The organism is Aquisalinus flavus (assembly GCF_014640095.1).
Classification (GTDB): domain Bacteria; phylum Pseudomonadota; class Alphaproteobacteria; order Caulobacterales; family Parvularculaceae; genus Aquisalinus; species Aquisalinus flavus.
In genome coordinates this window covers 1,205,968-1,218,226 of sequence record NZ_BMGH01000001.1, presented here as the reverse complement: position 1 = coordinate 1,218,226, position 12,259 = coordinate 1,205,968, and the positions used below count along the sequence as shown (strand labels likewise).

Genomic DNA, 12,259 nt, shown 5'->3' with positions numbered 1-12,259 from the left:
CGCGCCGGATGCTGCTGATTCTGCTCATTATTCTGCTTATCGTGGTGCTGGTCCATGCGCGCATCTATGTGCGCGAGACAGAACGGGCCATGCCGCCAGCTGGTTCCTTTCGCGTGATCGACGGCATCAAGCTGCACTATGTCGATGCCGGACCACAAGACGGCCCCGGGGCGCCGGTCGTGCTGATCCACGGTGTCAGTTCCAACCTGCTCGACATGAAGCTCGCCCTCGGTGACCGGCTGGCGCAGGAGCGCCGGGTGATCATGATCGACCGTCCCGGCTATGGCTATTCGGAGCGCCCCGTGGGCGCGGTCGATATGGGACGGCAGGCCAGGATCATCGATGCGCTGCTGGCAGAGCTTGGCGTCGAGAAACCGGTCATCATCGCCCACAGCTATGGCGGGGCGCTGGCCTTGCGCCATACGCTGGCCTTCCCTGATCGAGCACGGGCGCTGATCCTTCTGGCGCCGGTCAGCCATCGCTGGCCGGGCGGGGTCGACTGGCACAATCACGCAGCGACCATGCCGGGCATCGGACCGCTGTTCAGCCACACGGTGCCGGCGCTGTATGGCCGGCTTGCCGGCAGGAAGGCGGTCGAAGGGGCGTTCTGGCCGCAAGCACAGCCGGCGGGATATTATGAGCAGGCAGGTATGGCACTGATCTTCCGGCCAATGGCGTTCCGCTCGACCGGCGAGGACCTCGTCGGGCTGTATGATGAGATAACCAAGATGGAGCCGCACTACGGGTCGATCCGCCAGCCAGTGCATATGATCGCTGGCACCCATGACACGACGGTGCTCTCGACGATCCATTGCTTCGGCCTGAAGGCAAAGCTTGCCGATACGAGCCTGCAATTCCTCGACAATACAGGCCATACGATCCACCATTCCTGCAGCGGCGAGGTCGAAAAGCTGCTCGCGGCCATCGACGGCGACGTTGACGCGACGCGCTGACGACGCTATCGCCCTCTTTTGCTGCAGGTTTTGACCTTGGCATGGCCGGTGCCATTGTCTATATGCAGCGCTCACGGAAAAATTGAGTGCCCGTCCGAGCGGGCATGGCGAGAAAAGTTACCCGCATGGAAACGATCATCCTCATCATATATTGCTTCATCGTGATTGCGCTTGTCGGCGTCGTGCTGATGCAGCGCTCCGAAGGCGGCGCACTCGGCATGGGCGGCGGTGGCGGTGGCGTCATGTCCGGCCGTGGCGCGGCGAGCGCCCTGACGCGCACGACCAGCCTTCTCGCGGCGGCCTATATGGGAATATGCCTGTTCCTCGCGGTGATTGCCAAGGAGGAGAATCCGAACCAGGATTTCAACGAGATACTCGGCAATGATCCGGCGGCACCGAGCCGACAGCTGACGCCGGGAGAGGTCAGCGGCGACGACCTTCTGGAAGGCTTCGGCACCACCGAGCCGGCGGAAGAGCCTGCCACGCAAGAGCCCGCGCCGGAGGAGGCCGCTGCTCCCGTCGAGACAGCACCGGCGTCGGATGAGCCAGCAGGCGACGCGACCGGCGACGAGACACCCGAACAGCCATAAATCACAACGGGCATTTTTACCGGACGACACTGCCGCGCCGCCCGCCAACGGCGCGGCAAAGTTTTTTGTCCACAGGTGAGAATGCCCCTTTGACCTGTGCGTAAACAGTCGTAAGAGGGACTTCCATGACGCGGTATATTTTCATTACGGGCGGCGTGGTTTCCTCCCTCGGCAAAGGTGTTGCAGCGGCGGCGCTCGGCGCGCTGTTGCAGGCACGTGGTTACAAGGTCCGGCTCAGGAAGCTCGACCCCTATCTCAATGTCGATCCGGGCACGATGAGCCCGTACCAGCATGGCGAAGTGTTCGTCACCGATGACGGGGCGGAGACCGATCTCGATCTCGGTCATTATGAGCGCTTCACCGGTGTTTCCGCGTCGAAGAACGACAATGTCACGACCGGGCAGATCTATTCCTCGATCCTCGAAAAGGAGCGCCGCGGCGACTATCTCGGCGCGACGGTCCAGGTCATTCCGCATGTCACCGACGCGATCAAGGAATTCGTGCTGTCGGACCATGGCGGGGCTGACTTCGTATTATGCGAGATCGGCGGCACGGTCGGCGATATCGAGGGTCTGCCCTTCTTCGAGGCGATCCGTCAGCTCGGAAACGAATTGCCGCGCGGGCAGGCGGTCTACATTCACCTGACGCTGATGCCATTTATCCCCTCTGCCGGGGAAATGAAGACCAAGCCGACCCAGCACTCGGTCAAGGAATTGCGCTCGATCGGTATCCAACCGGATATCCTGCTGATCCGCGCCGACCGCGATATTCCCGAAAGCGAGAAGCGCAAGGTGGCGCTGTTCTGTAACGTGCGCCAGAGCGCGGTTGTGCAGGCGATGGATTGCCGCACGATCTATGAGGTGCCGCTCGCCTATCATGGCGAAGGGTTCGATACCGAAGTGCTCAGTGCCTTCGGCATCACGGACGCGCCGGAGCCAAAGCTCGACAAGTGGCGCGAGATCGTGCGCCGGACGACCTCGCCGGAAGGCGGCGAGGTGAACATCGCCATCGTCGGCAAGTATACCGTGCTGAAGGATGCCTATAAATCGCTGATCGAGGCGCTGGCCCATGGCGGCATCGCCAATAATGTCCGTGTCGGCATCGAATGGGTCGACAGCGCCGTCTTCGAGAAGGAAGAAGAAGCCCTGTCGCGGCTCGAGAATGTCCACGGCATCCTCGTGCCGGGCGGCTTTGGCGAGCGCGGCTCACGCGGCAAGATCATGGCGGCGCAATTCGCGCGGGAGCGCAATGTGCCCTATTTCGGCATCTGCTTCGGCATGCAGATGGCGGTGCTGGAAGCGGCCCGCAACCTGCTCGGCATCGCCGGTGCCTCGTCGTCGGAATTCGAGGGGCAGGGTCCCTCCATCGTCGGGCTGATGACCGAATGGCAGAAGGATGGCCTTAAGCAGGAACGAGACGCGAATTCCGATCTCGGCGGCACGATGCGCCTCGGTGCCTATGAAGCGCATCTGAAGGCTGGCAGCAAGGTGCGCGAGATTTACGGGTCAGACACGATCCAGGAGCGCCATCGCCACCGCTATGAGGTCGATATCAAGATCGCCGATGCGCTCGCCGAACATGGCATTGTCTTCTCTGGTACGTCCGCCGATGGCCGCCTGCCGGAAATCATGGAAAACACGACCCATCCGTGGTTCATCGGGGTGCAGTATCACCCCGAGCTGAAGTCACGGCCGTTCGATCCGCACCCGTTGTTCGCGTCGTTTATCGAGGCGGCGCTGATCCGCTCACGGCTGGTCTAGGTCATGGAAGAATCCCCCGGTAAGCAGGAGATAAAGGCTTACCGGCTCGGCGAATCCTATGCCCATCTCTGCGATGACGGATCGGTGCTGCCGATCGCGGTCGGGCCGGAATTCTGGCAGTCACAGATCGGCGCCTTGCCGCCAGGTCGGCTGATCAGTATGTTTCACAGCGCACAGGACTGGACCGTCTGGGAAATGCATCCACAGGGGGATGAATGGATCCTGCAAGTATCAGGGTCGATGACCCTGATACTGGACATGCCGGGCGGGGAGACCAGTGTAACGCTGGGCCAGGGCGAGTTTACCGTCGTGCCGAAAGGCATCTGGCACACCGCCGATGTCATCGAGCCGGGAGAGGCGCTGTTCGTGACGGCGGGTGAGGGGACGAGCCACCGGCCAAGGGATAGGGCCCGCTAAATTCTAGACGCTATTGCGGCCGGCAGCGCCAGGAGAGACGGTCGTCAGGCCGAGATCGAGCTGGTCGATGGCGTAGCGCCGGAACGGGGCCTTCTGGTCATCCGTCAGCAGGTCATAGGATGTCCCGGTTGGCGCAGCAGGGCCCTTGCGGGCCTGCCATTCACGGCGGCGTTCTGCGCGATAGCTGTCACGGTCGGCGCCGGCAGCCCCGCGATACTGGTCGGCGCGGGCGGCAAAGATGCGCTCGCGCTGGGCTTCGGACAGATCGTTCTGGAAGAAATCGGCGGCCAGCAGGTCGACCATCGAGCGCTGTGAGGCGTCAAGGGCCGGCCACATCTGCTCGACCTTGCCCACGGGCAGGGCGCCTGGTGCCTGGGCGCTTGCCATTTCCTGGGCATTGACTTGCCCCGAAAAGGAAAAGACGCTGACGAAACCGATGACCAGTCCAAGGGACAAAGGACGACGCAATATCATTACTACACAACTCCTGATACTGAGCTCAGGCTAGCAGGCAGGAATTGAAAGCCGTTGAACCGAAACCCTGCAATTTGACCCTTTCGCGTTAACCATCAGGCCGGTTCGAAGTAATAAATCGGGCGCGCCAAATGCGGGCTTGCATTGTCGCCAAGGGTGCGGTAATCACGCGCGCTCAGTTCAATCGCGCCACGGCGCCGAGACAATTTTGAAGAGAAACTCATGGCAGTACCCAAGAGCAAGATTACCCGGTCGCGCCGCGGCATGCGCCGTTCGCACGACAAGCTGGCAGCGCCGGCTTTCATTGAAGACAAGAAAAGCGGAAATCTGCGCCGTAACCACCATATCGACCTGAAGTCCGGCCTTTATAATGGCCGCCAGGTCCTCGAGCCGACGGACGAATAGGTCGTCTGGACGCGTCCGCGTCCGGCCATTCCCGGCTTTGGCAAATCGAGCCCGGTCACGATATCGTGGCCGGGCTGATTGTATTTGTGCCCTTTTTTCGCCTTTTTAGAGGTTATCCTTATTTCTGACCAAAAAGGGAATTAACCCTTTCGACGGACCTATGGTTAATGCGCCCGGGCCGGACACAAAAAAATATTCACAGGCAGGCAGGTATGGTTTTCCCGAACAGTCACTTTTCTACGCCGCTCAGGATCGCGATCGGCGCCATTATCGCGGTCGTCGGATTATCGGCCTGCGAGACATCCAGCCTCTATGAGAACCGCTATGCGCGGTATTACGATGCCTGCGACCAGCGCGCCGGCATCTGTTACGCCAATTGCAGTGATTTCCCGGAAGGCGAGTCCAAGACCGAATGCCAGAGCGCGTGTACATCGCAGGTAGACCAGTGCTTCGCCGATATCTCCGCCCGTATCCAGGCTGACAACGACCAGCGCTATGCCTATACGCCGACACCCTACTACGGGGCCTACGGCTATTACCGTCCGGGCTATGGTTATTCCTACGGGCCTTACAACGCGCCCTATGGCTATTACGCCAATCGCAGCCGGACCTATCCCTATTTCTACAGCTACAGCGATTATGGCTATTACGACCCGCGCTATAATGATTACTACAATCGCCGGTATTACGGTTACGATCGCGGCCGCGGTGACGGCAGGGGCGATGGCGGCTATGATCAGGGCGGGACCGACCAGCCGGATTATGACGATCGCAATGACAGCGGTGACCGTTTCTATGATGGCCGCGTCGTCAAGCCCGGCGTCGCCGCGCGGCAGTCGGAGATCGATGCCCGCCAGCGCCCGCAACCGAGCCAGCAAAACCGCACCTTCGATGCGCCGACCGCGCCCGAGCCGCGCAGCAGTACGCCACCGCAAAAAGTGACCAAGCCCGGCACCCGTCCGAAAAACGACGACTGAGCCGACCCGGCTTTCCAGCCAAGAAACGCCGCTCCCGTGATAAGGAGCGGTGTTATTTTTATGCCGGGTGGTTGCGTATTTTCACCACCCGCGTCAAGAACATGCCTGACGTTGAACCCTTCGCGCGACCATCATCAGGAGAGACAGCATGACCGCTATCATTGACATTATTGGCCGGGAAATTCTCGACAGCCGCGGTAATCCTACCGTCGAGGTCGATGTGGTGCTGGAAGACGGCTCCATGGGCCGTGCTGCCGTTCCGTCGGGCGCCTCCACCGGCGCCCACGAAGCCCATGAGCTGCGCGATGGCGACAAGGGCCGTTATATGGGCAAGGGCGTGATCAAGGCGGTCGATGCCGTCAATGGCGAGATCATGGAAGCGCTGGTCGGTGCCGATGCGACCGATCAGGTGCTGATCGATGAGGCGCTGATCGAGCTGGACGGAACTGAGAACAAGTCGCGCCTTGGCGCCAATGCGATCCTTGGCGTTTCGCTGGCCGTCGCCAAGGCCGGTGCCGAAGCGACCAACCAGCCGCTTTATCGCTATGTCGGCGGCACGGCGGCTCGCGTCCTACCGGCGCCGATGATGAACATTATCAATGGCGGCGAGCATGCCGACAACCCGATCGACATCCAGGAATTCATGATCATGCCGCTCGGCGTCGAGACATTCTCCGACGCGCTACGTGCCGGCGCGGAAATTTTCCATACGCTGAAGAAAGAGCTGTCGGCTGCCGGTCACGGTACCAATGTGGGCGACGAAGGCGGCTTCGCCCCGAACCTGTCCTCGACCAATGAGGCGCTCGACTTCATCATGACCTCGATCGAGAAGGCCGGTTACAAGCCGGGCGAGGAGGTCTACATCGCTCTCGATGCCGCCTCGACCGAGTTCTATGCCGACGGAAAATACGAGTTGAAGGGCGAGGGCAAGTCGCTGTCGTCCGTGCAGATGGCACACTATCTCGCCGATCTCGTCGGCAACTACCCGATCGTCTCCATTGAGGATGGCATGGCCGAAGACGACTGGGATGGCTGGAAGGCGCTGACGGACCTGGTCGGCGACAAGTGCCAGCTGGTCGGCGACGATCTGTTCGTGACCAACACCAAGCGTCTGGCGACCGGCATCGAGAAGGGCTCGGCCAACTCGATCCTGATCAAGGTCAACCAGATCGGGACACTGACGGAAACGCTGAACGCCGTGAACATGGCGCACCGTGCGGGGTTCACCGCCGTCATGTCGCACCGCTCCGGTGAGACCGAGGACAACACGATTGCCGACCTCGCCGTCGCGACCAATTGCGGGCAGATCAAGACCGGCTCGCTGTCGCGGTCCGACCGGCTGTCGAAATACAACCAGCTTCTGCGCATCGAGGAAGAGCTGGGCCCGGTGGCCATCTATAATGGCCGCGCGGTCCTGAAGAAGTAATGCAGGCCGATCTGCCGGCGGGGTTAGTGCTCCGCCGGGCAACCGACGGCGACAGCGACATCGTCAAGGCGCTGGTCTGGCAGGTCCTGCGCGAATATGGCATGGAGCCGGACCCGGCCCATGCCGATCGCGGTCTCGACCATATCGATAGCGCCTTCGATGGCGGCGGTCTGTGGCTGTTGCTGGAGGGCGATGCGCTTATCGGTACGGTCGGACTATCGGCCAATTCCGAAACTGTCTGTGAGCTGACGAAAATGTTCCTCACACCGTCCGCCCGTGGCAAGGGCCTCGGCCGGGCCTTGCTTGTCGCCGCTCTCGATGAGGCGCGCGCGCGAGGCTATCGCACCGTAGAGCTGGAGACAGACACAAGTCTGAAGGAGGCCGTGCAGCTCTACCGCCGGTATGGTTTCGAGGAGGTAGCGCAGCCCAATTCGGTCCAGCGCTGCAATATGGTCATGCACTTAACGCTTCAGTAACCCTGTTTGCCCCATTCATGGGCGGTCGAGTTGACGGCTTTCCCGGGGTGCCATGTTCAGTTTCCGCCGCTTCTTTTTTGATGCGTTCCTGCCCGCGTTCTGCGTGATCGGCATCGCCTATAATTTCCTCATCGCCCTGAATGGCGAGGAGGGCGTGCGCGCCCATACGCTGGTGCGCGAGGAGTTGACGGAAAAGCAGCAGGAATTGCACGAGCTTGCGGCGCATCGCGAATGGCTGGCCCGCAAGGCCGACATGCTGTCGGTCAAGACCCTCGACGATGACATGCTGGATGAAAGCGCAAGGCGTGTTCTCGGCTATGCCGCCGAAGGCGAATATGTGATGCCGGCAGCCGAATTCGACCATCTCATCAAGCGGCTGGAGCAGCAAAGCCGCTGATCCAATTAGTATTTTTCGGGTCATCGCCTGGGACGAAAAGTCTGGCAAAAATAGCGATTACGCCTTTCGCTCCGGGGGAAAGATGCGCTATATCCCGACATGAGTAGAACAACCGACCAAAAGGTGACCCGTTTTATGGCCCCTGCCGACGCCAGCTCGCCGAAGAGCAACTACAACGCCACCAAGGACGAACTCCTTAAGTATTACAAGGACATGCTGCTGATCCGCCGCTTCGAGGAGAAGGCCGGCCAGCTTTACGGCATGGGCCATATTGGCGGCTTCTGCCACCTCTATATTGGCCAGGAAGCCGTTGTCGTCGGCATGGAAGCGCTCAAGAAAGAGGGCGACCAGGTCATCACCGGCTATCGTGACCACGGCCACATGCTCGCTTGCGGCATGGACCCGAAGGGCGTGATGGCGGAGCTGACCGGCCGCGAGGGCGGCTATTCCAAGGGCAAGGGCGGCTCCATGCACATGTTCTCCACGGAGAAGAAATTCTATGGCGGCCATGGTATCGTCGGCGCACAGATCCCGCTCGGCACCGGCCTCGCCTTCGCCAACCGCTACAACGGCAATGACAGCGTATCGCTGACCTATTTCGGCGATGGCGCCGCCAACCAGGGCCAGGTCTTCGAGGCGATGAACATGGCGCAGCTATGGAGGCTGCCGGTCGTCTTCATCATTGAGAACAACCAGTATGCCATGGGCACGTCGATCAAGCGCTCGCACGCAGAAACCCATCTCTATCGCCGCGGCGCCTCGTTCGGGATTCCGGGCACGGAAGTCGACGGCATGGATGTTCTGGCCGTACGCGAGGCAGGCCGCGAGGCCATGGAGCACGCGCGGACCGGCAAAGGCCCGTATATTCTGGAAATGAAGACCTATCGCTATCGCGGGCACTCCATGTCCGATCCGGCGAAATACCGTACACGTGACGAGGTCGACGATATCCGCACCAATTCCGACCCGATCAAGAAGTGCGAGAACTATATCATGAGCGGCAAGCACGCCTCCGAAGACGAGTTGAAAGAGATCGACAAGGCGATCAAGCAGGTGGTCAAGGAAGCGGCTGACTTCTCGCTGGAGAGCCCGGAGCCCGATCCGAAAGAGCTGTTCACGGATATTCTGGCGTAGCCGCCGATAACGGCGTTCCCTGTTAAACAGAGGCGCTGTCGTCGTGGGGCAGACTCTCACCGTATTGACCCAAAGGTTTCTGTCGATGGCAGGCAGGGAATGAGTCCGAAGACCCTGACTTTCCACCATCCAGTCGCTTTCTGGACCGGCTGCATCTTGATCGCTTCGGGCGTCATCGCCCATGTTCCCATGTTCGTCCATTCCGCCTCCATGGGCTATCGTATGGCCGGCATGGAAATGAGTATGACGATGCATGTCGGCATGGCTTTGATTCCGGTCGGGCTCATCATGGCGTTTTACGGAATGATGCCCCGGTTGGCGCTGTTGCGCGCGGATAATGAGGTAGACCTTCACTTCCATGCGGCCGACAGGGGTGGCCTGACCTGGGCGCACTGGACACTTGTCTTTGCGCTCTTCGTCGCGGTCGCCGTGGATGTGATGAAACCGGCGACGCTCGGTTTCGTGATGCCGGGCATGACGCTCGAATACAGGATTTCGCAGCACGCCGCCGGCACGCTGGCGCTGGTCGCGCTGACCGGCACCGCGCTCGGCTCGATCATCTGGGGGCGCATCGCCGACCTGCTGGGGCGGCGCTCGGCTATCCTGCTGTCGGCGCTGATGTTCATCGGCACGGCGATATGCGGGGCCATGCCGAGCTTTACCTGGAACCTCATCATGTGTTTCCTGATGGGTCTGTCGGCAGGCGGATTGCTCCCCATCGCGTTCACCCTAATGGCGGAAATGGTTCCGGCTGCCCATCGCGGCTGGCTGCTGGTGGCGCTGGGCGGTATCGGCACCTCGGCCGGATATTTGCTGGCTTCCGGCGCCGCCGCCGTGCTGGAGCCGATGTTCAGTTGGCGGATTTTGTGGATGCTCGGCCTGCCGACCGGCCTGATGATCATCCTCCTGAACCGCTATATTCCCGAATCGCCGCGCTTTCTTGCCAGTGTCGGCCTGCGCCGCCAGGCGAGGGCCGTGCTCGACAGATACAATGCGGTCGTCGACTCCCCGGACGATGCGGGACTCCCGCCCGAGATGGAGAGCCGCGGCGGCTTCTGGCAATTGATGACGGGCGGATATGGCGCGATCACTCTTGGCTTGATCGGCTCAGGGCTTGCCTGGGGGCTGGTGAATTTTGGCTTTCTCCTGTGGCTGCCGACCAATCTGCGCGAAATGGGCATGGACGCCGCCGCCGCGAACGGCCTGCTGGCCAAATCCGGCATGCTTGCCCTGCCGGGCATCGTTGCGGTTGCCTGGCTCTATCACGCATGGAGCAGTATCAGGACGCTGGTCCTGTTCGTGGGGCTCACGGCCGCGAGCCTTTTCCTGTTCTTCGTGATCGGGCTGACGGGGAGCCTGACGCAGGGCTTCGTTATCGCCGGCACCGCCTGCCTGCTCATCAGCGCCAGCGGCGTCATCGCCATGCTTATACCTTATGCGGCGGAAATTTATCCCGTGCATCTACGTGGTACCGGGGCGGGCATCGTCGCAGCAAGTTCCAAGGCGGGCGGCATTCTCGGCGCCGGGGTCGGCGTGGTGGGCTTTTTCGAGAATATCGCCTTTTCGGCCTTATGGATCGCGGTGCCGCTTATCGGCTTTGCTCTGCTGCTACTGCGCAGCGGGACCGAGACACGAGGCTTCACGCTCGAAGCTATCCATAGCCAGATAGCCAGACGGCGATAAGCAAATTGCCCGTACGGCGAGCGGCTTTTTCATCCTCCGGCACGCCGCACCAAGCCGGAATATGGAAATATAATCCAAAACCCTTTAAAGTGTGACGAACCGTTACACGCGCAAGGTGTTCGCGTTCGAGATGCGGTCAGGTCTGAGTGTTTTGCTGGCCGCAACAGGGGCATGTATGAAAGATCCAGCCGAAGAGCAGATGTGTGCTGTCCTCTTGCGCGGCATTGCGAATGTCAGCGGAGATATGATCGCCGCGATCGACACTGACTTTGGCTTTACGTTCTTCAACGAGGCATATCGCAGGGAATATGCGCACCTCTGGAAACTCGACATCGAGACCGGTACCAATCTGCTTGCCGGCATGGCGCAATGGCCGGAGGAGCGCGAAAAGGCGCGTGACGTCTGGCAGAGGGCTCTCGACGGCGACGCCTATACAGCCACGATGGAGTTCGGCCCGTCAGCGGCAGAAATGCGCTATTATGCGCTGCGCTTCGCCCCGATCATGGATGGCGACTCGATCACCGGTGCTGTGCATATTATCAGCGACATCACCGCCCAGGTTAGGGCGGAAAATCACCGTGAAATCCTGATCCGGGAGCTCAATCACCGGGTCAAGAATACGCTCGCCATGGTGCAGGTAATGGCGCGCCAGAGCTTTCGTGGCTCACAGCATTTGCAGGAACGCGAACGGTTCGAGGCGAGGTTGAGCAATCTCGCCTCGGCGCATGACATGCTGACCAACACCCATTGGGAATACACCTCACTCGACCAGGTCATATCCTCGACCATGGCGGGTGCCGGTGTCGATACGAACCGGGTCACCGCCGAAGGAGATCATGACCTCATTCTTGGCCCAGAACAGGCGGTGTCGATGTCCATGGCGTTGCATGAACTGGCGACGAATGCGCTCAAATATGGCGCGCTTTCGACTGAAACCGGACGGGTGTCGATCACCTGGACGGTCAACGGGGATGACGATCAGGCCTATGACATTGTCTGGCAGGAGGAAGGCGGACCATCCGTCAGTGAGCCGGACCGCGCTGGCTTCGGAACGACCATGGTACGCAAGGCCCTGGCCAATGATTTGCAGGGCGATGTCGAACTCGTCTACGCACCGGACGGTGTGATCTGCCGGATTTCCGGACCACTCTCGGCGCTGCAGCAGAGCAGCTGATGGCACCGCTGGACGGAAAGAAAATCCTGTTGGTGGAAGATGAATACCTCATCGCCCTGATGGCTGAGGACATGCTCACGACGCTGGGGGCGAAGGTGGTCGGCTCGGTGGCAACCGTCGAGGCAGCCCTGACGCTGATGAAGGACACCGAGATCGATTGTGCCGTGCTCGATGTGAATCTCAAGAACGGTACCAGTGACGCCATTGCGGCGAAGCTCGCGCAGGACGGGATCCCCTATATCTTCGCGACAGGTCACGGTCATGCCGATAATGAGGCGATCGTCCTGCCCAAGCCCTATACCGAGGCCAATCTCGGGCGAGCGATCAACGAGGCGTTGACCCGGTCGCGCCCGAAATAGGCTGTCGCCGTGGCGGTCACGCCTGCGGACTGCC

The 12,259-nt window shown here is 60.9% G+C and carries 14 protein-coding genes; 13 read left to right on the top strand and 1 reads right to left on the bottom strand.

Annotation, left to right across the window (positions count from 1 at the left end; genetic code table 11):
- Positions 1-8: 8 nt before the first annotated feature.
- The 4 genes from IEV88_RS05590 to IEV88_RS05575 all read left to right on the top strand — a co-directional run bounded on the left by IEV88_RS05590 (position 9) and on the right by IEV88_RS05575 (position 3,720).
- A complete protein-coding gene (locus tag IEV88_RS05590) occupies positions 9-953 on the top strand; it encodes an alpha/beta fold hydrolase (RefSeq protein ID WP_188160266.1) in 945 nt (314 codons plus the stop codon).
- Between the two features lie 86 nt (positions 954-1,039).
- Positions 1,040-1,543 (top strand): preprotein translocase subunit SecG, encoded by a 504-nt coding sequence (gene secG, locus IEV88_RS05585; RefSeq protein ID WP_206711358.1) that lies wholly within the window; start codon positions 1,040-1,042, stop codon positions 1,541-1,543.
- Positions 1,544-1,668: 125 nt separating this feature from the next.
- A complete protein-coding gene (pyrG, locus tag IEV88_RS05580; RefSeq protein ID WP_188160265.1) occupies positions 1,669-3,303 on the top strand; it encodes a CTP synthase in 1,635 nt (544 codons plus the stop codon).
- Between the two features lie 3 nt (positions 3,304-3,306).
- On the top strand, positions 3,307-3,720 hold the full coding sequence (locus tag IEV88_RS05575) for a cupin domain-containing protein (protein ID WP_188160264.1): 414 nt from the start codon (positions 3,307-3,309) through the stop codon (positions 3,718-3,720).
- Between the two features lie 3 nt (positions 3,721-3,723).
- Here the strand turns inward: IEV88_RS05575 and IEV88_RS05570 are convergent, their stop codons facing one another.
- A complete protein-coding gene (locus tag IEV88_RS05570; protein ID WP_188160263.1) occupies positions 3,724-4,194 on the bottom strand; it encodes a hypothetical protein in 471 nt (156 codons plus the stop codon).
- Positions 4,195-4,416: 222 nt separating this feature from the next.
- Here IEV88_RS05570 and rpmF point away from each other — a divergent pair, with 222 nt between their 5' ends.
- From rpmF to IEV88_RS05525, 9 genes are all read left to right on the top strand, one after another.
- Entirely contained in the window at positions 4,417-4,599 is a 183-nt protein-coding gene (gene rpmF, locus IEV88_RS05565; RefSeq protein WP_188160262.1) for a 50S ribosomal protein L32, read from the top strand.
- Positions 4,600-4,811: 212 nt separating this feature from the next.
- On the top strand, positions 4,812-5,576 hold the full coding sequence (locus tag IEV88_RS05560) for a hypothetical protein (RefSeq protein ID WP_188160261.1): 765 nt from the start codon (positions 4,812-4,814) through the stop codon (positions 5,574-5,576).
- Between the two features lie 148 nt (positions 5,577-5,724).
- Positions 5,725-7,002, top strand: coding sequence for a phosphopyruvate hydratase (eno, locus tag IEV88_RS05555; RefSeq protein WP_188160260.1), 1,278 nt, complete (start codon positions 5,725-5,727; stop codon positions 7,000-7,002).
- Positions 7,002-7,478, top strand: coding sequence for a GNAT family N-acetyltransferase (locus tag IEV88_RS05550; protein ID WP_188160259.1), 477 nt, complete (start codon positions 7,002-7,004; stop codon positions 7,476-7,478). Before eno ends, IEV88_RS05550 begins: the two co-directional genes overlap by 1 nt.
- Positions 7,479-7,530: 52 nt before the next feature.
- The gene (locus tag IEV88_RS05545; RefSeq protein ID WP_188160258.1) at positions 7,531-7,875 is read left to right on the top strand and encodes an FtsB family cell division protein; all 345 of its coding nucleotides are present in this window, start codon (positions 7,531-7,533) and stop codon (positions 7,873-7,875) included.
- A 135-nt stretch (positions 7,876-8,010) separates the two neighbouring features.
- Positions 8,011-9,009 (top strand): pyruvate dehydrogenase (acetyl-transferring) E1 component subunit alpha, encoded by a 999-nt coding sequence (gene pdhA / locus IEV88_RS05540; protein WP_188160257.1) that lies wholly within the window; start codon positions 8,011-8,013, stop codon positions 9,007-9,009.
- Between the two features lie 222 nt (positions 9,010-9,231).
- Entirely contained in the window at positions 9,232-10,692 is a 1,461-nt protein-coding gene (locus tag IEV88_RS05535) for an MFS transporter (RefSeq protein ID WP_206711357.1), read from the top strand.
- Between the two features lie 175 nt (positions 10,693-10,867).
- Positions 10,868-11,866 (top strand): sensor histidine kinase, encoded by a 999-nt coding sequence (locus IEV88_RS05530; RefSeq protein WP_188160255.1) that lies wholly within the window; start codon positions 10,868-10,870, stop codon positions 11,864-11,866.
- Entirely contained in the window at positions 11,866-12,225 is a 360-nt protein-coding gene (locus IEV88_RS05525) for a response regulator (RefSeq protein WP_188160254.1), read from the top strand. Before IEV88_RS05530 ends, IEV88_RS05525 begins: the two co-directional genes overlap by 1 nt.
- The last annotated feature ends 34 nt before the right edge of the window (positions 12,226-12,259 follow it).

Bases quoted from the DNA above. Each gene is read 5' to 3' on its own strand.
- IEV88_RS05550 (WP_188160259.1), top strand. From the start codon at position 7,002: ATGCAGGCCGATCTGCCGGCGGGGTTAGTGCTCCGCCGGGCAACCGAC.
- pdhA (WP_188160257.1), top strand. From the start codon at position 8,011: ATGGCCCCTGCCGACGCCAGCTCGCCGAAGAGCAACTACAACGCCACC.
- IEV88_RS05575 (WP_188160264.1), top strand. From the start codon at position 3,307: ATGGAAGAATCCCCCGGTAAGCAGGAGATAAAGGCTTACCGGCTCGGC.
- pyrG (WP_188160265.1), top strand. From the start codon at position 1,669: ATGACGCGGTATATTTTCATTACGGGCGGCGTGGTTTCCTCCCTCGGC.
- IEV88_RS05530 (WP_188160255.1), top strand. From the start codon at position 10,868: ATGAAAGATCCAGCCGAAGAGCAGATGTGTGCTGTCCTCTTGCGCGGC.
- IEV88_RS05525 (WP_188160254.1), top strand. From the start codon at position 11,866: ATGGCACCGCTGGACGGAAAGAAAATCCTGTTGGTGGAAGATGAATAC.
- IEV88_RS05590 (WP_188160266.1), top strand. From the start codon at position 9: ATGCTGCTGATTCTGCTCATTATTCTGCTTATCGTGGTGCTGGTCCAT.
- IEV88_RS05560 (WP_188160261.1), top strand. From the start codon at position 4,812: ATGGTTTTCCCGAACAGTCACTTTTCTACGCCGCTCAGGATCGCGATC.
- IEV88_RS05570 (WP_188160263.1), bottom strand. From the start codon at position 4,194: ATGATATTGCGTCGTCCTTTGTCCCTTGGACTGGTCATCGGTTTCGTC.
- IEV88_RS05535 (WP_206711357.1), top strand. From the start codon at position 9,232: ATGGCCGGCATGGAAATGAGTATGACGATGCATGTCGGCATGGCTTTG.
- eno (WP_188160260.1), top strand. From the start codon at position 5,725: ATGACCGCTATCATTGACATTATTGGCCGGGAAATTCTCGACAGCCGC.
- rpmF (WP_188160262.1), top strand. From the start codon at position 4,417: ATGGCAGTACCCAAGAGCAAGATTACCCGGTCGCGCCGCGGCATGCGC.
- IEV88_RS05545 (WP_188160258.1), top strand. From the start codon at position 7,531: ATGTTCAGTTTCCGCCGCTTCTTTTTTGATGCGTTCCTGCCCGCGTTC.